Raw genomic sequence first — 21,313 nt, forward strand, 5'->3', positions numbered from 1 at the left:
CAAACTCGAAAAAAGAAGCATAAACACTTGAAAAATCTACACGAATACTTATGAAAAGAATATTAACCTTCCAAAATAGAATTAAAGAATAGCGCATGCTCTACAAAAAAACTTACCAGCACAGCTTATATATACACGCGATATTGTCGATATATACCCAACAAGGCTTCACGCTGTTCGCTATCAGCGGCAAATAAGCCGGTAGACAAGATTTCCCCTATTGATCCGTCAGTCGTTACTACAGCAATTTGTTTAACGCCTTCCACCAATTTCCCATTTCGGGGAGAAACGATGTGCCGACGATTGGGAGAGTCATTGCCGGAGGTTGTAAGGCATTCGTTGTGAAGAAGTATATCATTAATTTTCCATCCCGAACCTACCGGATGATTACCCAAAGCAAGAATGGAACTGTTTCCCATATTTATCAATGCATTCTCTATCAGAGCCTCATTCAATATACCTCTGATTGTTTCCAAAGCATATCCCTTGAGAAAGCCGGACAAATTGATAGTTACTCCCGGCTGTGAAAAACAGATACTATGATCTCCGGCTGATAAATGTACTGAATGTATTGTGTTCTGGTTATAATTTTCCGAATGAACTGTGACATCAAAGCATCCCAAAGTCTTGCTGTTATATTCCAAACATAAATCGATCATTGAATAAAGTTCTTCGCTAAGAACGACCGGAGAAACAAAGGCTGTCCGGTTGACAACAGACAATTCACTGGCCGGATTATAAAAGTTCGCCATCTTTTCCAACCGGCACAATGCATCATAAATACGATTGACCACAAGCAGTAATTCTCCTTCCGACTTCCGGCTGCATAGGATAATATCCACCCGCGTATGCATGGCAAGAAACCAGGCATAAAACAAGGAATTATCATCATTTGACGGTTTGTATAGATGTTGAATAGTGGTCTGCATCGTATAAAATACAAATTAGGCACGGATTACACAGATTACACGGTTTTTATTTCATTAGCGTAACCGTGAAACCCGTGTAATCCGTGCCTGAAAAATCATAAAAGAGTTTTAACGTATCTCCTAATAACTAGAAAACGGAACTATTCCAGTTCTTTAATCTTTACATTCTTAAACCATACTTCATCTCCATGGTCTTGAAGAAGTATATTACCCTCCTCCGAATTTCCGAAATTAGGCCAGTTTTTATATTTACTGTATGCTACCAATGCATTCCACATATCATTGTTACGATCATATTCAATCAGCTTAACTCCGTTCAACCAATGTTCTACGTGATTACCTTTTACAATGATAGTAGCAGTATTGAATTCTTTCTTATTGAAAGGTTTATCTTTTGGAGCCGGAATCAAGTCATACAAAGACCCCAACTTTCTGTTGCCTTTCACACCCAGTTTTGCATCAGGATGCTTGTCATCATCAAGAATCTGGAATTCGCAGCCGATAGCAGAACCTTCACCCTTATTCAGCCCCGGATTTACGAAATATTTAACTCCGCTATTTGCACCTTCAGTAATCTTGAAATCTACTTTCAGAATAAAATTCTTGTATTTACGGGTAGTCACAATATCACCACCATTAGCAGATTCAGCTCCACCACTCTTCATTACTTTCAGAATACCATTTTCTATCTTCCAGCCTTTTGCAGGGAAAGTAGAAAGTTTAGCACCTCTCCATCCGTCAGTAGTCTTGCCATCCCATAATAGAGCCCAGCCTTCTTTTGCTTCGCTAGGAGAAATCGTGTTGGCAATCAGATTCACTTCCGGTGCAGCTTGCGCTTCCGGTGTCTGATAGCGCTCTACGTCCGTCGTACAAATGCGGATATTCTTCCAGCTAACTGTTTTTCCTTCATCTGCTGCATTTCCAATAGCATGTACTTGCAAAGCGATGAAACCTACAGGAGTCATGTCATCCCAGATATTAGCACAAGGTACTCCGTTTATCCAGGTACGGATCGAATTACCAACAGCTTCAATACGGGCTTTATTCCATGCGTTATTCTTAAAAGCAGTTTTTGCCGACGGATTCAGCGTCAAAGGATAAAGCCAGTTTCTACGTGCCTCATCATAAATGCCACCCGACCAAGCACGCTTAGAAGGATCAATCTCAAACTGATAACCGTGTACGCGACCTTTCTTATAGTCTTTCTTACTTTCACTGCGAAGCTGTACACCGGAATTTAAACCATCATCTATCTTGAAGTCAAATTCAAGAATAAAGTCACCATAATTCTTTGTAGTTGCCAAGAAAGTGTTGGGAGTTCCCATCTTAGATACACCGACAATGGCATCATCTACAATTTTATACTCGGCTTTGCCATTCAATTTCTTCCATCCTTTCAGGTTTTTCCCGTTGAAAAGAGGTTCCCAGTTTTGTGCACCCAACGAAGCGGCACAAAATAAAAGTAAAGTTAATACAATATTTTTCATGATTATTTATTGGTCCTTCTCCATCCCCTTCTCCTGGAGAAAGGAATGGAAAAAGCTGTTTTTATTTATAATTTATAAAATTCATCCCAACCCTTACGCGGCGGAAGTCCCGCCAACATGGCATTAGCAAATTCATTATTTGTAATCTGCTTCGTGCGGCTGTCAAAGAACAGTTGTGTATTAAGACGTTGAGCCATTACACCCAGTGAGAACACCTGACTCAAAACACCGTTGATTTCGAACGGTGAGCGCGTCTTTTCAATGCCGTTACATGCCAATAAGAAGTTCTCGAAGTGATTGGAAGGACTTTTAGGAACCTTCGGTAATTTGCCAGCCATCTCTTTCGCTTTCTCTTCCGGAATAATAGACAAAGTACTTCCATGACTCCCCCCTTTAAAGATTAAGTCTTTCGTATAGATAATCTTTCCCGGATTCAATTTAGCCGCAGGAGTATCTCCCTGATTCGTCGAAGGAATGTTCGGATCCAATCCCGAAACTCCATAACCGGCAGGAATAGGAGGAAGATTATCCAGACCGTCATACCAGGTAATGTCTACCGGTGGCATTCCTTTACGTTGCGGGAAACGGAAGAGAATCGTGGAAGAATAAGGGAAGAAATAATCATTATGACCATTTGCGTATTGCATGGTGACTTCATAAGGCAATCCCAGTTCCAGAAATTCGTGAGCCGTATCGAGGATATGTGCCCCCCAGTCGCCCAATGCACCCATACCAAAATCATACCAGCAACGCCATTGTCCTAAATGATAATCTTTATTATACTCGTGATAAGGGGTAACTCCGAGCCAAGTGTCCCAGTCCATATCTTTCGGCAGTTGCTGTCCCGAAGGAAGTTTATAGATATTAGTATCCCATTTATGCCAACGCCGCGGGTTATTCATATGGGCAGTGATAGCGGTAACATCTTTGATAATTCCCGCATCCATCCAAGCTTTAAACTGGAAATAGTTTGCTTCAGAATGTCCCTGATTTCCGACCTGGGTAACTAAGTTAGGACGTTTAAGCGCAGCCTGCATCAACAACTCGGCTTCGTAGAAAGTACGCGCCAGTGGTTTTTCTACATATACGTGTTTTCCGGATGCCAATGCCAGCATGCTGATCGGGAAATGTGAATGGTCGGGAGTAGCAATCGCTACAGCATCAAACTCATTACCTGCTTTATCAAACATCTGGCGGAAATCCCTGAACTGTTTTGCTTTCGGATATTTAGCCATTATCTTTTGCGTATGTTTGGCACCCATGTCCACATCACATAACGCTACCACTTCTACCATACCTGTCCGCGCAAAATCTTCAATAATCTGCTCCCCGCGGTTACCAATACCGATATAAGCTATCTTTACCTTGTCACCCCTTCCTTTCTTGGGTGAAATCGTTTGAGCATGCAGCAAGTCACCTGCTCCCAACGCCAATCCGGCAGAAGCCATTGACATCGTTTTCAGAAAATCTCTTCGTGTTACCATAAGTTATTTATTTTCATTGATATTGATTAAGTTCGTGAACGAGTAAACAGTGCCCGTAGCCCATAAAACAAGAGACGCAAAATCCCCCAAAAAGCATAAAGCACAAAAGCAAATATGATGATATAGAAAATAGAGGTTATCATCTCCGTAAATGGCGCATGATAAGCAATAATTGCATAGAGGTGTATCAAATTGGATACTACGAAACAAATAAGTAAAGTGATTAACTCTATTTTCTTTCGTCGTGCGGTTACAATCGTGTCTTTCATACTGCTTCGGGTGTTTTTACAGATTGATGGTTCAGATAATCTATTTTATATTCATCGGGGAAATAGAGCGTCCGCTCTTCCTCCAATGCCTGATGTCCCAGCAAACAAAGCATACTTGCATAGTATCCTTCTTCCGCTATTTTTTCCGGTTGTTTCTGTGTTATGACGGCTTCAACGAACGCTTCCAGCAATAAGGACGTACCGTCACTCTTGGGACGTTCTCCAATAATAAATTCTCCTTTATTCTCGTTTGCTGTTTCCGGAGCCCAGCTCGTTCCTGCAAAAGGAAGAGAATCGAAAACTTTGTTTTCCCAATCATTCACCATCTGCAAGAAAGCCGGTGCAGGAGCCACATTCTCAAAATAATATTTTCCTTTTTCCGGTTCTACCGTGCCGAGGTTACCCATGATCTGTTCTTCCAGTCCATAGAACTTATTGGAAATAACGGAGTCAAATGTCATCTTCACCCCATCATCAAAGACATATACACAACTCACATTGTCATACACATCTCTGCCATCCTTCCAATAAGTAATGGCACCATGCCCCATTACCTTCTCGGGAATCTTACGCAAAGCCCAACTTCCAATCTGAAGCTGGTGGCAAGCAAGTTCCGTCATCAGTCCTTTCGAAAATTCCTTATAAAGACGCCAGTTTATCAGACGTTCCAGATTAGGTGAAGGCACCGAGCGTCTCCAATCGCCATTCCGGTTCCAGAAAGTACGGATTGCATTTATTTCACCAAAGGTACCCGCATGAATCATCTCCATCGCTTTGATGTAACGAGGATCGAACAAACGTTGTTGCCCTGTGAAGAAAATCTTCCCTGTGCTACGGTGCTTCTGATACATACGGTAACACTCTTCCATCGTAAAGCCTATCGACTTCTCACAGAACACATGCTTTCCTGCGTCGAAAGCATCCAATACGATTTTACAATGCGAGCTAAGAGGAGTAGCTACGAGTATGGCATCTATCGACTTATCTTCCAGCACTTCCCGGTAGTCACCATATACTTTGGCATTAGGGACAAGCTCCAACGCTTTTTCGATAGATGGTTTATAAATGTCACACAATGCTACGATATCGACTTTGGGATTCTTAGCCAAAAATCCCATTAAAAAACGTCCTCGGGAACCAGGACCGATAATTGCCAGACGACACTTTTCGTTTGAGGTGTTCGTCACCTCCGAAAAAGCAGAAAGCCAAGGGCTCGCTGCAAGAAGAGTGCCAGCCCCAGCCATGCCTAAATTCTTTAGAAAATCCCGCCTGCTAATAGGGGTATGTTTCATGCTTGTGGTATTTAAGATTATAATTAGTTTATCTGAAAATCAGTTATTAAATACAGGTGCTTTTTGTGTTTCGTAAGAAGGAGCTTCACCTTCCACATAAGGCCATCCTTCTTTATCCCACTTGATCTGGTCCAGCAACAGGATACGTCCATTCTCCGGAGCCGATCTTGAAAAGCCATGATACAAAAGCCAGTCTTGCCCCGCATCATCCCGGATAATCTGTGAGCCATGTCCATTGCCTACAAAATGATTATTCGCACCTATCACCAAAGAATAACCATTCTTCAACATCGGTTTGCCCGACTTATCTTTATATGGTCCCCAGACTTTTTTAGAGCGGCCCACTACAACTTTATAAGTACTCCTAATCCCCTCGCAACAACTTCCGATAGAGGCAAACATATAATAATAATCGCCGTGCTTATGAATATAGGCAGCTTCAAAAGCAGTTCCTGCTATTCTCTTTTTTTCCGCTCCCGGCTTCAACGACAGACCATCTTCAGTCAGCTCAATAACATATATTCCCCGGAAGCTTCCCCATACCAGATAGTTTCTCCCTTCATATTGCAGGAAGCTGGGATCGATCGAATTCTGCACACCGATCTCATTACTACGGAACATCTTACCATGATCCGTAAAAGGTCCCTGTGGAGAGTCGGCCGTAGCTACTCCAATTCCACACGTCTGTTCTCCTCCCCACACCGACATCGCATAATAAAGTACATATTTATTGTTGATATAATTGATGTCCGGTGCCCAAATCCCAGCTTTAGGTTCAAATCTGGGACGAGTTTTATTTGTGAATGCCGTGTTACAAAAAGTCCATTGCACCAGGTCTTTCGACTTCATGATCGGAACGTTTCTGGTAGATTCGGTAGCATACACATAAAAATAACCATCCGCAGCCTTAATCACTGTAGGATCAGGCATAGCAATATCTACAACCGGATTCTTATAGCTCACTGCAGATTTCGTCTGTGCTTTGTTCTGCGAAAAACAAGTACCCACCATGAAAATGAAAACGAACAAATTTACATACTTTTTCATCAAATCATTCTTTTAAAAGTTCCTTTTTACCTTATCTTTATAGCTCTAAATCAATATTAACTTACAAAATCTTTTGGTAGCACTCCAAATTGTTTTTGGAAACACTTGGCAAAATAAGACGGAGAATTGAATCCTACCATGTAGCAAATCTCATTCACCCGGTTTTTTCCCTCTTTCAATAATTGGGCAGCTCTTTTCAAACGTTCCAGACGAAGATATTCATTCGGGCTCAAATCCAGCACTCCTTTTATCTTCCGATAGAAATTGGAACGGCTCATATTCAAGCTATCCGCCATATCATCCATACTAAATTCCGGATTACTATAATTCATTTGAATCACCTCGTTCAGCTTCTTTATAAAATCTTCATCGGCCTTCGTCAACGCCATCGTATTGGCTGCCACAAAAGGAGACTGTGCAAAAGCCTTACGCAATTTCTCCCTGTTCTGGATAAGGCTGGAAGCACAAGCCTGCAAGTATTCCACAGAGAAAGGCTTCTCCAGATAAGCATCGGCCCCCAACTCCATTCCTTCTATCTTAGACTGGATATTTGTCTTCGCAGTCAACAGGATGACGGGGATATGGCTATAATTCAAATCCGACTTAATCGTCTTACACAATTCAAAACCATCCATCACAGGCATCACAACATCACTAACCACCAAGTTCACATAATTGCCGTCCAACACTTGCAACGCTTCCGCACCATTGGTAGCAGTCAATACTGTATATTCTTTCGACAGCTGGCGCACTACAAAGGCAAGCATATCCGGATTGTCTTCCACAACCAGCACTGTAGGTCGGTTATCTTTCTTTTCCGGCTCCCCGGCAGGAATCTCACTCATCTTGTCTACTTCACCTTCCGGTTCCGGAGTCAAGGTAATTGTCATATCCTGAACAATCGGTAAGGTCAGACAGAAAGTATTGTTTTTCTCTCCTTCTCCCATAGCCAGTGTCCCTTGATGCAACTCGGCCAATGAACGGGAAAGAGCCAGGCCGATTCCAGTTCCGGTAGTCACCTTTCCGTCTTCTTTTTCATTGAAACGAACGAAAGGCTTGAATATTTCCTCCTTCATCTCATTGGGAATAATCACTCCATCATTTTCCGTACGAATACAGAATGAATTGTTATCATCCGTTTCCGGCACTTCCAAAGATATGTGTACATAGCTTTCAGCATACTTCACCCCATTATTCAACAGATTACTGATAATCTTCGTAAACGCTTCCCGGTTCACATGTGCATAGAAGTCCTTTTCAGGCACTTGCAAGGTGAACTCCAGGCCTTTCTGTTTGGCAAGAGAAGTAAAACGCACATGAGTCTCTTTCAATACCTCCGTTACATTGCATTTCGCAAAATTCAAACGGAATCCCTGACTTTCCGTTTTACGGAAGTCAAGCAACTGATTAGTCAAGTTCAACAGCCGTTCTGTATTCTGCTTCATTACATTCAAGTCTTCCCGCGTTTCCGCATCGACCTGTTTCTTCAATATAATGTTTTCCAATGGACCTTTAATCAGCGTCAACGGTGTACGTATCTCATGGGCCACATTCGTAAAGAAATCAATCTTTGCATGGTAGACTTCACGCTCTTTCTCCTGCTCGAATTTCTCCATCTGCCTGCGGTGCTTGCTGTTACTACGTCTCTTGAAGTACATAACCGTATACAGGGAACAGCCGATAATCAGCAAAGCATACACACAATACGCCCATATAGAGAGATAGAAAGGAGGAAGAATATGTACCCCTAATGACACTTCGTTGTCACTCCATATACCATCACTGTTAGCAATCTTCACCCGGAAAGTATAATCACCATAACGAAGATTGGAATAAGTAACGATAGGGCTTTCGCCAACCGTCAGCCAATCCGTATCAAAGCCCTCCAGTTTATACATAATCCGGCTCGTTTTCGGAGCCTGGAAATCCAATGCTGCTACACGGAAAGAAAAAGAGTTCTGATTGGATTGAAGCACAAGCTGGTCGGAGAAAGTTATACTCTGCTCCAACGGAGATCCCGGTTCGCCGGCATATACCTCCTTACCAAACAGGAAGAAATCAGTAATGGCAACAGACGGAATGAACTTATTCTCCGAGAAATTCTTAGGATTAAAAGCGATAAAACCATCAATGCTACCCAAATAGATCGTACCATCCTCGGTCTCAAAGCTTGAACGATAATTAAACTGATCGCCCAACAAACCATTGGAGGTGGTATATACTTTCATCACTCCAGTGGTAGGTCGGAAGCAAACCAGACCGTTGTTAGTTGTCAACCACAAAAATCCATCTTTGTCCTCCACAATCTGGTATACAACATCGTTCGGCAATCCGGCAGACAAATTATAATTGACGAATGTTTCTGTTTCCGGCTGAAAACGACAGAACCCTCCTCCTTGGGTAGTCAGCCAGATTTGCCGGTGAGAGTCTTCAAAGATGCTCAATACTTTGTCATACGGAAGGCTCTTCGGATTATTTTCATCGTGCAAATAGTTCTTCCATTTCTTTTCGCTCACATTGTAGCAATAAGCTCCATTTGCATAAGTTGCCAGCCATAGATTACCGCCGGAATCTTCCTTTATATCATATACAAACCTGCCGTTCAGTTCCGGTATCCGGTCGAAATCATCAGACTGTTTATTATATCGGAGCAAGCCGAATAAAGTTCCCAGATAAATATCACCTGTCGTTGTACGGCAAATAGAGAACACACTATTGTCTATCAATGAACGGGGAGAATCTGTTTTCTGATAGGTTTTCACAATAGCCCCTGTATGCGTATCCACCACTTTCACTCCTTTTGAGAAGGTTCCTACCCAAAGATAATTATCAATCAAACACAACCCATGCACATTTGTAAAAGCACTGCTAGGTGTAAAAAAGGAGAAAGTCTTGGTCCTCGGATTGAAACGGTTCAAACCACCGTCTTCCGTACCAATCCACAGAATACCCTGATTATCCAGGCAGAACTCACGTACCCGTTTTCCATGCAAACCATTATCTGTTCCTTTCGGATAATATTTTTCGAAATACGTATAAAAACGCGGATAGTAGTTCACACCGCCAAAATAAGAACCGATCCAAATGCCGCCCTCACGATCCTTGCACAATGAATAGATAGCATTATCGGACAAAGAATAAGGATCGTTAATCGAGCTGCGCAAATGAACATGTTTGGCCGTCCGGAGATTATAAATATAAAGTCCCGATTCTGCACCAATCCACAATTCATTGTCAGAAGCAACCAGCAGTTCACGACAAAAAACAGACTCTCCACTTTCATCCTCCGAAAGCAAGTCATGCAGTTTGTTGGAAGTCAGGTTCAACTCTTTCACTCCTCCTTTTAAAGAACCTACATATAGACAATTATATGCTCCTCTCACCAGAGATGTCACGACATCATTGGCATAGATTTCCCGATTATCTACGGGCGAAACATAAGGCTGAAGAGTTTTTAAACGGTCTTTCGAATAAAAAAGCCCGTCACCATAGCAACCGATCCAGAGAGTTCCGCTATTATCGAAGACAAAAGACTGGATATTGGTGGTAAGAAAAGAAAAATTCTTTAATGTATAGTTCCGGAGTTTTCCTTCCTCCAGGTCATAACAAAATAACCCCTGTGATTCTACCGCCACCCAGACACATCCTTTGTTGTCTCCGGAAATTGCAGTTACAGTATGTTCTATTTTAGTGTTTTCCTCACTCAATTCGGCAAAGTGCCGGAAAGAATCTTTTTCAGGATGATAGATATAAAGTCCTACATCGGTACCTACCCAGATATCTCCTTTCGCATCTTCATAAAGTGCTGTGATAAAATTATTACCGATGCTCCGCCGCGTACGGTCATCATGTTTGAATCTACGGAATGACAAACCGTCATATCTATTCAAGCCATCTTTTGTACCGAACCACATAAAACCTTGTCTGTCCTGCAAAATTGCATTGACCGTATTCTGGGATAATCCGTTTTGTACACTAAGATTTTTAAAATAGTAATGTTCGTCCGCCATTTGTGCATGGCAGCCTATCTGATAGCCTATTAAACAGATCAAAAGTATTAGAACTTTCTTCATAAACATACGTGTTTTCTATCTTTCCGTTTGAGTTACCAAATGTAGGCAAAATCACAGCGGAAAGATAGTAAATATGTCTCAATGAATGAAAGAATAGTCCTATTTTTCTATCCTGATACGCGCGTCAACTGCTATAACTGCCTTTTGCGTAGCTAAAAGCGGATTTATATCCATTTCTTTGATTTCTGTAGCGAAGCGTAACAAAGTGGACAAACGAACAATAATTTCAGCAAACTTATCTTCGTTGACTCCTTTTTGTCCCCGTGTTCCCTGAATGATTTTATAGGCACGCAGCGAATGAATCATTGAGTAGGCTTCTTCGTAGGAAAGCGGAGCCAGACCGGAAGACACATCCTTCAGCACCTCCACAAAAATACCTCCCAAACCGCAAAGTACCACATGACCGAACTTCTCTTCATACTTTGCACCGATAAACAGTTCCGTACCTTTCAGCATCGGCTGTACCATAATTGCCTTTGCATCAGGAATCTGCATCATACGTTCGAATTCCAGTGCCAGATGTTGCTCGCTTTTGATGTTCAGAACTACACCACCGACATCCGATTTATGCACAGGACCAACGACTTTGGCAACTACCGGGAATCCGCACCGACGGGCAAAGGCTACTATCTCCTCTTTATTATCGGAAACAAACTCATCTACCAGCGGAATACCGGCAGCATGCAGTAATGCTTGTACGTAATTGGGAGCAATATAGCCATTCTCCGGAATAGAATCGATAATACGACGAATCCTCGGTACATCTACTCCGAACAGTTCAATTTCAGGAACTGCCGGTTTAGGAACATTGACAATACGGGAAAGAGCAGTGCCCAAGGTCACCTCATCTGCAAAATTCACGTGTCCTTTTGCCAGGAAGGCGGCAACCTCTGCCCCGGCTGTATTAATAGAAGGAAGGATGGGAAAAATTGGTTTCCTGCAAGTCTGCATCTTCTCATGAAGCACATCATACATTTCAAACATGGTAACCAGTCCCGGAGTTCCGAAGATGGCCATCATGGCGTCTATATTGTCGAGTTTCTCCTCGCAGTAGTCAATGCAAAGACGCAGATGCTCCGGTGTTCCGGTAGCCAGAATATCAATAGGATTCCCGACGGCAGCACCGGGGAACAGTTGAGCTTTTAGTTCTTCGGCTATTTCTCCTTCCAGTTTAGGAACATTCAGCCCGCCTTTACTCAACGCATCTGTCAGCATCACTCCCGGCCCTCCGGCATGGGTGATAATGGCAAAATTCTTTCCTTTCAATTCGGGCAAAGTAAACACGCAACCTACGGTAGTCAATTCCTCGCGGGAGAAACAGCGTACGATCCCCGCTTTACGGAACAAGGCCTCCACCGCCGAATCGGAGCTGGCAATTGCGCCTGTATGGGAAGATGCCGCCCGGCTTCCGCTCTCCGAACTGCCAGCTTTGATTGCTGCAATCTTGCATCCTTTTCGAATCAAAGAGGAGGCATGGAATAACAACCGGTCCGGATTCTGAATACTTTCAATATAAAGTAGTTTCAGACGGGAATCTTTTTCAGGATCAAAGTTTTCATCCATAAATTGCAATACATCTTCTACCCCGATCTGCTTGGCATTTCCCACCGACCAGACAGAATTAAATTGCAAACCTTTTGTCACAGCACTTTCCAGAATAAATACCGCCGTAGCACCGGAACTGGAAATCAAATCCACCCCTTTCGGATTCAAATTAGGAATTGGCTGGCTAAACACGCTATGATGCCATGTATTCATCAATCCGATACAATTAGGTCCAATCAATGAGGCCCCGTATTTATTGACTGTTTCCAGAATGCGTTCTTCCAACAATGCCCCTTCGTGAGTCTCTTCACCAAAACCTGCCGAAAGTATGATAAATGCTCTGGTCTGTTTCTTACTAGCCAATGTTTCTACTATATCAGGACACATCGAAGCAGGCACAGCCAACACCGCTAGATCTGTATCCGGCAGATCATTCACATCCGCAAAAGCGGGAACTCCCTGCACCTCCTTCTCCTTCGGATTCACCGCCCGAAGTTCTCCCTGATAACCTCCGTTTATCAAATTCTTTAATATTGCGCCACCCGGCTTATGTACATTATTCGATGCCCCTACTACAACAATGCTTTCAGGACGAAGCAACTGGGTTGTTATCATATCATGCTTTGGTTTTCGTTTAACTTAAATACAAATATATTCTTTCTTATGAGAAAAAAGAAAGAAAAAGGGAAGAATTGTATATAAAAACAGACTGTAAAAAAGAAAAAGATTAAGATTACAAATAGATTATACTAACTTTTTGAAAAATGGAAGCCGTCATCTCTTCATGAAATTCTGATCATCAGAGATGAAATTATTTTTATGCAGAAAAAACGGATATAAAACTGATGGAGAATCTGGAATATACACCACAAAAATCAATGTGTATCAAAAAAGGGAAAGAGAGACCATTTGTAAATTTCAAATTCACACGAAATAGAGATTAAAACGAATTAAATTAATAGTTCAAAGAGATTATATATAAAAAGGAATCGATTATCTCAATTCCACATTTCAAATTAACACCATTAGCATCTCACTATTTCAGGAGCAACCAGAAGAAAATCTGTACCCAAAAGACTCTTTTACCTCTTTGTTTAAAAGCAAAGACATGTTTCTCTCTAACCAATGAATCGTTCCTTTAAAAGCAACAGAAGCTTCCTTTAAAAGGAACGGTATTCAATTCTGCCAATAATTATACATATTTGCTTATTTATATTCAAAGCCACCTAGTTATCTCTGCATATTCTTGCAATATCTTATACAGCATTTATTTTATTAGAACGAAATTTAGATACTAATATTTTATTTTAATCTTAAAAACAGAACATGTGAGAATAAATCCAACATATCAGCAAATAGCTTTATGTTAGAATAGCTATCAAGTTTACATCATTCTTATGAGACAACCACGGCTATGAGAATGAAAAATCTGTGTTAATCCGTGTAATCTGTGGTGAAAAGTCACTATCTTTGCACATTGCAAAGCTGAAAACAACAAAAATCACACTATATAATGGAAAAGAAATTCAAAAGAACCACCGTCACATCGGCACTTCCGTATGCGAACGGTCCTGTCCATATCGGTCACCTAGCGGGTGTATACGTGCCGGCAGATATCTATGTGCGCTATCTGCGTCTGAAAAAAGAAGATGTATTATTCATCGGAGGTTCGGACGAACACGGAGTGCCTATCACCATCCGTGCCAAGAAAGAAGGAATTACTCCACAGGATGTAGTAGACCGCTACCATTCGCTGATTAAAAAATCATTCGAAGAATTCGGTATCTCATTCGACGTGTATAGCCGCACCACTTCACCGACGCATCACCAACTGGCTTCGGATTTCTTCAAAACATTATACAACAAAGGCGAATTTATCGAAAAAACGTCCGAACAATATTACGACGAGGAAGCAAAAACATTCCTTGCCGACCGTTATATCACCGGAGAATGTCCTCACTGCCATTCGGAAGGCGCTTACGGCGACCAATGCGAAAAGTGCGGAACCTCACTTTCTCCTACAGATCTTATCAACCCGAAAAGCGCCATCAGCGGTAGCAAACCGGTAATGAAAGAAACCAAACACTGGTATCTTCCTCTCGACAAACACGAAGCATGGCTGCGCAAATGGATTCTGGAAGATCACAAAGAATGGCGTCCGAACGTATACGGTCAATGCAAAAGCTGGCTCGACATGGGGCTGCAACCACGTGCCGTGAGCCGCGACCTTGATTGGGGCATCCCTGTTCCCGTAGAAGGAGCAGAAGGGAAAGTGCTCTATGTATGGTTTGACGCTCCGATCGGATACATCTCCAACACCAAAGAACTTCTTCCCGACAGCTGGGAAACATGGTGGAAAGATCCTGAAACGCGTCTGATTCACTTCATCGGAAAAGATAATATCGTATTCCATTGCATCGTATTCCCTGCCATGCTGAAAGCAGAAGGCAGCTATATCCTGCCGGACAACGTGCCGAGCAACGAATTCCTCAACCTCGAAGGAGACAAGATCTCTACTTCCCGCAACTGGGCCGTATGGTTGCACGAATATCTGGCAGATTTCCCCGGAAAGCAAGACGTACTCCGCTACGTACTGACCGCCAACGCACCGGAAACGAAAGACAACGACTTCACTTGGAAAGACTTCCAGGCACGCAATAACAATGAACTGGTAGCCGTATACGGCAACTTCGTAAACCGTGCAATGGTGCTGACTCAAAAATACTTCGACGGTCGCGTACCCGCACAGGGCAGCTTAACCGACTACGACAAGGAAACGCTGAAAGAATTCGCAGACGTGAAAGCAGAAGTAGAAAAACTGCTCGACGTATTCAAATTCCGCGATGCACAGAAAGAGGCCATGAACCTGGCACGTATCGGAAACAAATACCTGGCCGACACCGAACCGTGGAAACTGGCTAAGACAGATATGGAACGTGTAGGAACCATCCTCAACATTTCCCTGCAACTGGTTGCCAACCTTGCCATCGCCTTCGACCCATTCTTGCCGTTCAGCTCGGAAAAACTCCGCAAAATGCTGAACATGAATACTTTCGAATGGTCTGAACTGGGACGTGACGACCTTCTTCCCGTAGGCCACCAGTTGAACAAACCGGAATTATTGTTCGAGAAGATTGAAGACGCTACTATCGAAGCACAGGTACAAAAGTTGCTCGATACAAAGAAAGCAAACGAGGAAGCCAACTACAAAGCCAATCCTATCCGGGCAAACGTTGCCTTCGAGGATTTTGAGAAACTGGATATCCGCGTAGGTACCATTCTTGAATGTCAGAAAGTGCCGAAAGCGGATAAATTGCTGCAATTCAAAATCGACGACGGACTGGAAACACGTACCATCGTATCAGGTATTGCCAAGCATTATCAACCGGAAGAACTGGTAGGCAAACAGGTTTGCTTCATCGCCAACCTTGCTCCGCGCAAACTGAAAGGTATCGTCAGCGAAGGCATGATTCTTAGTGCCGAAAACAACGACGGCAGTCTGGCAGTTATCATGCCGGGACGTGAAGTGAAGCCAGGTAGCGAAGTAAAATAATAAAATTAGAATAGGGAATACATGAAAAGCTATCATCACGCATAGCCTTTTCATGTATTCTTTGCAAATAATATGAGCGAGAATCAGTCACTAAAAGAAAAGACAGCCAAAGGACTATTTTGGGGAGGATTCAGCAACGGCATACAGCAATTGCTAAATCTGCTTTTCGGAATATTCCTCGCGCGGTTGCTCACTCCGTCAGATTATGGAATGGTGGGAATGTTGGCCATCTTCTCCCTCATTGCCAGTTCGATACAGGAAAGTGGTTTCACAGCTGCCCTTGTTAATAAGAAAGAAGTGACGCACAATGATTACAATGCCGTATTCTGGTTCAACGCGGCCATCAGTCTGTCGCTGTACCTGCTGTTATTCCTCTGTGCACCGCTTATCGCTGACTTTTACGATACTCCCGAACTGACACCACTGGCACGTTATTCTTTTATCGGCTTCTTCATTGCCAGTCTGGGAATATCCCACAGCGCCTATCTCCTGCGTAACCTGATGGTCAAACAGCGGGCATTATCTTCGGTTATCGGACTCACCGTGTCCGGAATCACCGGAGTCACTCTTGCCTACTTTGGTTTCTCTTACTGGGGTATTGCTACGCAAAGCATCGTTTACGTAACCATCAACACAGCCTGTTACTGGCATTTCACCCATTGGCGACCGAGCTTGCAATTCAACTTCACCCCGATTAAGGAAATGTTCGGATTCAGTGGGAAACTACTGGTTACCAATGTATTCAATCACATCAACAACAATCTGTTTTCCGTGATATTAGGTAAATTCTACAGCGAAAAAGAAGTAGGATATTACAACCAAGCCAATAAATGGTGCGGCATGGGACAACTCTTCATCTCCGGCATGATAAACGGAGTAGCGCAACCGGTACTCACCAAAGTGTCCGACGACCTTGAACGGCAAAAACGGGTATTCCGCAAAATGCTGCGTTTCACCGCTTTTGTCTCGTTTCCCGCCATGTTGGGATTGGGAATCGTATCGGAAGAGCTGATTATCATCACCATCACCGACAAGTGGTATTCCAGCATATTAATCATGCAAATACTGTGTATCAGCGGAGCCTTTGCTCCCATCGCATACCTCTATCAACAACTGATTATCAGTAAAGGAAAATCCCGCATCTACATGTGGAACACCATAGCGCTCGGCATCATCTTACTGTCAAGCGTTCTATTAGCCCACTCTTACGGGATCTTTACCATGCTTACCGTCTATGTATCTATCAACATATTGTGGCTACTGACATGGCACTACTTCGTACACTTGGAAATAGGATTGAAGCTTCGCCATGCCCTGATGGACATACTTCCTTACGCTATCATTGCGGCTACGGTTATGGTAATCACCTATTACACCACCCGCTCCATCGAGAATATTTATCTCCGCCTGGCAAGCAAGATAGTGCTTGCTGCAGCACTCTACGTAGCAGCCATGTGGGGCAGCCGATCGGTTACTTTTAAAGAAAGCATTCAATATTTCATCAAAAAGAAGACACATGAACCCAAATGACCTTGCCACCCGATACCGCCTTCTGAATAGTTCTTTCAAAAAGACGATGATTTATCACATAGGCATAGATGCCGGTTTCTTCACCGAATATACCTATATGCTTCACGCAATGCTTTATTGCCTACAACACAAAATACAGTTCAAGCTCTACTCCGACGACGCCAACTTCGGATGGGAAAAAGGTTGGGAAGATTGTTTCGCCCCTTTCTGCGAGCAAGTGCACGAACCGTTTCATCACACCTATAACACCCATCGCCTCCCCTCCTGGCAGGCATTGATGAAAGACAAAAAGCTGCCTAAGACGAAGTTACTAAAATGGAAACTGAAAGTAACCTGTAAGAACATCATCGGAAAAACGATTGCCTTTTTCACATACGGCAAACCAGTCTTGCTCAACTTTCAACTGACATTCAACCCCAATCAGCATTTCCATATTCCCGAACTGGGAATAGACGGTGACTATCTCCACACCTTCCAAAAACTGACAGAAATCACCTGGAAACTCAACGACACCACCGCACAGGAATGTTGCCAATGTGCCGCCGACCTGCAACTTCCGCCCCAATACGCAGGATGCCAGATACGGGGAGGAGACAAGATCACCGAAACCAACCTGCTTCCACCGGAACACTACATACGGCTTATTAAAGAAAAGACCGCCATACGCGACGTCTTTGTATTAACGGACGATTACCGCCTTTTCGAACAAGTGAAAACCCTTGCCCCGGACATACACTGGTGCACCCTTTGCAGCCCCGACGAAAAAGGCTATGTCAACAGCACCTTCACACAAACCACCAAAGAGCTGAAACAGAAACAAATGACACGTTTCCTTTCCTCAATACAGATATTGATGGACGCCTCCGTCTTTATAGGAAGCATCACCACCGGTCCCAGCCTATTCCTATTGAAGAAATTCTATCCGGACATCCATCCGGCAGACTGTCTGCTCAAAGATTTCCCACAAGCATCCGTCCTCCCCATCCCGGGACGCGGACAAGTGGCCACCGAATTTATACAAGGAAACCCAACATGCAAGGAAACTTAAAATGATAGTAACTCAAAGTTATAGTAACTTAGCAATATAATTACTACTTTTGTAGCACAACGTGCATTAACCATTTCCGATGAACAAGAAATATACAGCCGAAGAGCTTGATTTATTACATGCCGAACTCTACGACATATTGGGAGAAACCATCCGGGTGTGTCAGAAACACAACATTCCCTATTTTGTGATTGGCGGCACGGCCATCGGTGCACTCTACGACCAGGCGATCCTCCCCTGGGATGATGATATTGACATAGGCATGACGCGGGAGAACTACAACAAATTTCTGAAAGTGGCTCCTGGAGAACTGGGTCCTTCCTACTTCCTTTCATGGATAGAAACAGACCCTCATACCCCGTATTATTTTGCCAAAGTCAAGAAGAACAACACCCTTTTTGTAGAAGAAATGTTCAAGAATGTCCCGATGCATCCGGGTATTTTTGTCGATATATTCCCATTCGACAAAATTCCCGACAACAAGCTGCTGCGAAAAATACAATCCGAAACACTCGGCTTCCTCAAATGCTGCCTGATGGGAAAAGAGATATGGATGTGGAAACACTTCGGTACATGCGAAATAGAGAACCCCACAAACCGGGGAGCCTTCTCCTGTTTCCTAAACAGGGTGGTCGACCTGCTTTTCTCTAAAAAAGCAATCTACCGCATGCTGGTGTCAGTTCAAAGCTGTTTCAACTCACGAAACACCCGTTACTACAACAACGTAATGGCCACTGCCGACCACGTAACCGTAGAAAGCATCCGCCACCTGCAACCGGTGAAATTCGGGCCTCTCACAGTGACCGCTCCCGATGACCTGGAAGGATTTTTGCGTTACAACTATCCAACCCTGCATCGATTTACAGAAGAAGAGCAGGAAAAAGTGAACAACCACTATCCTGCCGCCCTGTCGTTCAGTACAACCTCAAAACAAGAACTATGAATATGAAATCCGCTTTAGTAGACGTCCCGGTACTTATCCTGTTCTTCAACCGACCGCAACAACTATCGCAAGTGTTCGAGCAAGTGAAGAAAGCGCGTCCGTCCCGCCTCTTCCTCTATCAGGACGGAGCACGAAACGAACGTGACCTGCCCGGAATAGAAGCCTGCCGTGAAATCGTATCACAGATAGACTGGGAATGTGAAGTAGAACGGCTTTATCAGGAAAAGAATTTCGGCTGCGACCCTTCGGAATACATTTCGCAGAAATGGGCCTTTTCGAAAGTCGACAAGTGCATCGTATTGGAAGACGACGATGTGCCCGCCGTCTCCTTTTTCCAATTCTGCAAGGAGATGCTGGATAAATACGAACATGACACCCGCATCAGCATGATTGCCGGATTTAACCCCGAAGAAATCACCCAAGACATGCCCTACGACTATTTCTTTACCACCACCTTCTCCATCTGGGGATGGGCAAGCTGGAAACGGGTAGTCGACCAATGGGATGAGTTCTACAGCTTCCTGGACGACTCCTTCAACATGCAACAACTGGAACAGCTTATCAAGGAACGCAAATTCCGGAGCGACTTTATCTACATGTGCCAGCGTCACCGGGAACAGCAGAAAGCCTTTTATGAAACAATCTTCCACGCCTCCATACTGTTCAACTCCGGACTAAGCATCGTGCCTACCCGCAACATGATCAACAACCTCGGAGCAACGGCAGATTCCACCCACTTCGCCGGCTCGATTCATACCCTGCCCAAAGGTTACCGCCGCATCTTCACGATGAAGCGCTATGAGGTGGACTTTCCACTGAAACATCCCCGCTACGTCATCGAAAACGTTGCCTACAAAGAGAGCGTTTACCGCATCATGGGCTGGGATCATCCGTGGATCAAGATCGGACGTTCGTTCGAAGAACTGTTCCTCAACCTGAAATACGGTAATTTCTCCCTCATTACGAAAGCTGTCAAAAACCGAATCAACAAATGGCTGAAAAGAAACAAGCACCACTAAATAAGTTGCTTACTATTTATTTTTACCATACCCGCCTCACGCGGGAAAGCTACGAGGAATGGAAAGAATATAAATTCCCCGGACATATCCTATACGGACTTCCTTTACTGGAGAATTACGGAATACACTCCGTGATGCACAAATGCAAATATTTCTCCGGTCGTCTGAAACTCATGCTTTACGCCACCAAAGAAATTCTCTTCTGCACGGAGAAATACGACGTCCTCTACGCCACCTCTTTCCGGGGCATAGAACCCGTCATCTTCCTCCGTGCCCTGGGACTGTATCGCAAACCTATCGTGATCTGGCATCATACGGCAGTCGTGACCAATCCCAAACCGTGGCGCGAACAAATCTCCCGCCTTTTCTACAAAGGCATAGACCAAATGTTCCTATTCAGCCGGAAACTGATTCAGGACTCGCAGAAAACCCGGAAAGCACCGTCCCACAAACTGAAACTCATCCATTGGGGACCGGATCTTCCTTTCTACGACCACCTGCTTGCAGAAATGCCCGACCGGAAGCCCGAAGGATTTATCTCCACCGGCAAAGAAAACCGGGACGTAGATACCTTGCTCCAAGCATTTGCCGCAACGAACGAGAAACTGGATTTGTACATTGCCGTCTCATGCGGTAACATCAACTATAAAAAGATCATCGACCCGTATGCATTGCCCGACTCCATTCACATCCATTATACCGACGGAGTGATTCCCTATGAACTGGGGAAACTGGTGGCACGCAAAAGTTGCATCGTAATCTGCTGTCTGGACTTCCCCTATACCGTAGGACTGACCACGCTCGTGGAAGCATTCGCCCTCGGCATCCCCGTCATCTGTTCGCGCAACCCCAACTTCGAAATAGACATCGACAAGGAAGGAATAGGCATCACCGTAGAATATAACGACGTACAAGGCTGGATAGACGCTATCCGCTACATCGCCGACCACCCCGAAGAGGCACGACGCATGGGAGAGAATGCCCGCAAACTGGCGGAAGAACGTTTCAACCTCGAAATCTTTTCACGCGAAATAGCAGAAAGCTTGCTGGAAATATCAAACATTTCCTCTAAAAACCGTACATTTGCATAAACT

The 21,313-nt window shown here is 43.8% G+C and carries 14 protein-coding genes; 6 read left to right on the forward strand and 8 right to left on the reverse strand.

The window, feature by feature from the left end; all coding sequences use genetic code 11:
• Positions 1–125: 125 nt before the first annotated feature.
• From NXX38_RS04660 to NXX38_RS04695, 8 genes are all read right to left on the reverse strand, one after another.
• Positions 126–929 (reverse strand): FAD:protein FMN transferase, encoded by an 804-nt coding sequence (locus NXX38_RS04660; protein ID WP_234133746.1) that lies wholly within the window; start codon positions 927–929, stop codon positions 126–128.
• Between the two features lie 140 nt (positions 930–1,069).
• Positions 1,070–2,419, reverse strand: coding sequence for a DUF1080 domain-containing protein (locus tag NXX38_RS04665; protein ID WP_258981869.1), 1,350 nt, complete (start codon positions 2,417–2,419; stop codon positions 1,070–1,072).
• 62 nt (positions 2,420–2,481) lie between these two features.
• Positions 2,482–3,900 carry a Gfo/Idh/MocA family oxidoreductase gene (locus tag NXX38_RS04670; RefSeq protein WP_148365666.1) on the reverse strand — a complete coding sequence of 473 codons (1,419 nt, stop codon included), beginning with the start codon at positions 3,898–3,900 and terminating at the stop codon, positions 2,482–2,484.
• 26 nt (positions 3,901–3,926) lie between these two features.
• On the reverse strand, positions 3,927–4,169 hold the full coding sequence (locus NXX38_RS04675; protein ID WP_117932775.1) for a hypothetical protein: 243 nt from the start codon (positions 4,167–4,169) through the stop codon (positions 3,927–3,929).
• Entirely contained in the window at positions 4,166–5,461 is a 1,296-nt protein-coding gene (locus tag NXX38_RS04680; RefSeq protein WP_258978683.1) for a Gfo/Idh/MocA family oxidoreductase, read from the reverse strand. Before NXX38_RS04680 ends, NXX38_RS04675 begins: the two co-directional genes overlap by 4 nt.
• A gap of 39 nt (positions 5,462–5,500) precedes the next feature.
• Positions 5,501–6,508 carry a family 43 glycosylhydrolase gene (locus tag NXX38_RS04685; protein ID WP_217720909.1) on the reverse strand — a complete coding sequence of 336 codons (1,008 nt, stop codon included), beginning with the start codon at positions 6,506–6,508 and terminating at the stop codon, positions 5,501–5,503.
• 56 nt (positions 6,509–6,564) lie between these two features.
• A complete protein-coding gene (locus NXX38_RS04690; RefSeq protein WP_148365672.1) occupies positions 6,565–10,581 on the reverse strand; it encodes a two-component regulator propeller domain-containing protein in 4,017 nt (1,338 codons plus the stop codon).
• 99 nt (positions 10,582–10,680) lie between these two features.
• On the reverse strand, positions 10,681–12,741 hold the full coding sequence (locus NXX38_RS04695; RefSeq protein WP_148365674.1) for an acetate--CoA ligase family protein: 2,061 nt from the start codon (positions 12,739–12,741) through the stop codon (positions 10,681–10,683).
• 898 nt (positions 12,742–13,639) lie between these two features.
• Here NXX38_RS04695 and metG point away from each other — a divergent pair.
• From metG to NXX38_RS04725, 6 genes are all read left to right on the forward strand, one after another.
• The gene (gene metG / locus NXX38_RS04700; protein ID WP_258978685.1) at positions 13,640–15,679 is read left to right on the forward strand and encodes a methionine--tRNA ligase; all 2,040 of its coding nucleotides are present in this window, start codon (positions 13,640–13,642) and stop codon (positions 15,677–15,679) included.
• 72 nt (positions 15,680–15,751) lie between these two features.
• A complete protein-coding gene (locus tag NXX38_RS04705; protein ID WP_258978686.1) occupies positions 15,752–17,209 on the forward strand; it encodes a lipopolysaccharide biosynthesis protein in 1,458 nt (485 codons plus the stop codon).
• Entirely contained in the window at positions 17,196–18,257 is a 1,062-nt protein-coding gene (locus NXX38_RS04710) for a hypothetical protein (protein ID WP_258978688.1), read from the forward strand. Before NXX38_RS04705 ends, NXX38_RS04710 begins: the two co-directional genes overlap by 14 nt.
• Before the next feature lie 79 nt (positions 18,258–18,336).
• Complete coding sequence (locus NXX38_RS04715; RefSeq protein ID WP_258978689.1) at positions 18,337–19,200, forward strand: phosphorylcholine transferase LicD; 864 nt, start codon at positions 18,337–18,339, stop codon at positions 19,198–19,200.
• Positions 19,197–20,219 (forward strand): hemolysin activation protein, encoded by a 1,023-nt coding sequence (locus NXX38_RS04720; protein WP_258978690.1) that lies wholly within the window; start codon positions 19,197–19,199, stop codon positions 20,217–20,219. Before NXX38_RS04715 ends, NXX38_RS04720 begins: the two co-directional genes overlap by 4 nt.
• Positions 20,192–21,310: a glycosyltransferase family 4 protein gene (locus NXX38_RS04725; RefSeq protein WP_258978691.1), complete on the forward strand. Its 1,119-nt coding sequence runs from the start codon at positions 20,192–20,194 to the stop codon at positions 21,308–21,310. The genes NXX38_RS04720 and NXX38_RS04725 overlap by 28 nt, the downstream gene beginning before the upstream one ends.
• The last annotated feature ends 3 nt before the right edge of the window (positions 21,311–21,313 follow it).

The organism is Bacteroides sp. BFG-637, assembly GCF_024793605.1.
Lineage (GTDB): Bacteria > Bacteroidota > Bacteroidia > Bacteroidales > Bacteroidaceae > Bacteroides > Bacteroides vicugnae.

Excerpts from the sequence above, each read along its gene's own strand:
- NXX38_RS04675 (WP_117932775.1), bottom strand. The coding sequence starts at position 4,169 with ATGAAAGACACGATTGTAACCGCACGACGAAAGAAAATAGAGTTAATC.
- NXX38_RS04690 (WP_148365672.1), bottom strand. The coding sequence starts at position 10,581 with ATGAAGAAAGTTCTAATACTTTTGATCTGTTTAATAGGCTATCAGATA.
- NXX38_RS04715 (WP_258978689.1), top strand. The coding sequence starts at position 18,337 with ATGAACAAGAAATATACAGCCGAAGAGCTTGATTTATTACATGCCGAA.
- NXX38_RS04670 (WP_148365666.1), bottom strand. The coding sequence starts at position 3,900 with ATGGTAACACGAAGAGATTTTCTGAAAACGATGTCAATGGCTTCTGCC.
- NXX38_RS04695 (WP_148365674.1), bottom strand. The coding sequence starts at position 12,741 with ATGATAACAACCCAGTTGCTTCGTCCTGAAAGCATTGTTGTAGTAGGG.
- NXX38_RS04710 (WP_258978688.1), top strand. The coding sequence starts at position 17,196 with ATGAACCCAAATGACCTTGCCACCCGATACCGCCTTCTGAATAGTTCT.
- metG (WP_258978685.1), top strand. The coding sequence starts at position 13,640 with ATGGAAAAGAAATTCAAAAGAACCACCGTCACATCGGCACTTCCGTAT.
- NXX38_RS04660 (WP_234133746.1), bottom strand. The coding sequence starts at position 929 with ATGCAGACCACTATTCAACATCTATACAAACCGTCAAATGATGATAAT.
- NXX38_RS04725 (WP_258978691.1), top strand. The coding sequence starts at position 20,192 with ATGGCTGAAAAGAAACAAGCACCACTAAATAAGTTGCTTACTATTTAT.
- NXX38_RS04680 (WP_258978683.1), bottom strand. The coding sequence starts at position 5,461 with ATGAAACATACCCCTATTAGCAGGCGGGATTTTCTAAAGAATTTAGGC.
- NXX38_RS04705 (WP_258978686.1), top strand. The coding sequence starts at position 15,752 with ATGAGCGAGAATCAGTCACTAAAAGAAAAGACAGCCAAAGGACTATTT.
- NXX38_RS04685 (WP_217720909.1), bottom strand. The coding sequence starts at position 6,508 with ATGAAAAAGTATGTAAATTTGTTCGTTTTCATTTTCATGGTGGGTACT.
- NXX38_RS04720 (WP_258978690.1), top strand. The coding sequence starts at position 19,197 with ATGAATATGAAATCCGCTTTAGTAGACGTCCCGGTACTTATCCTGTTC.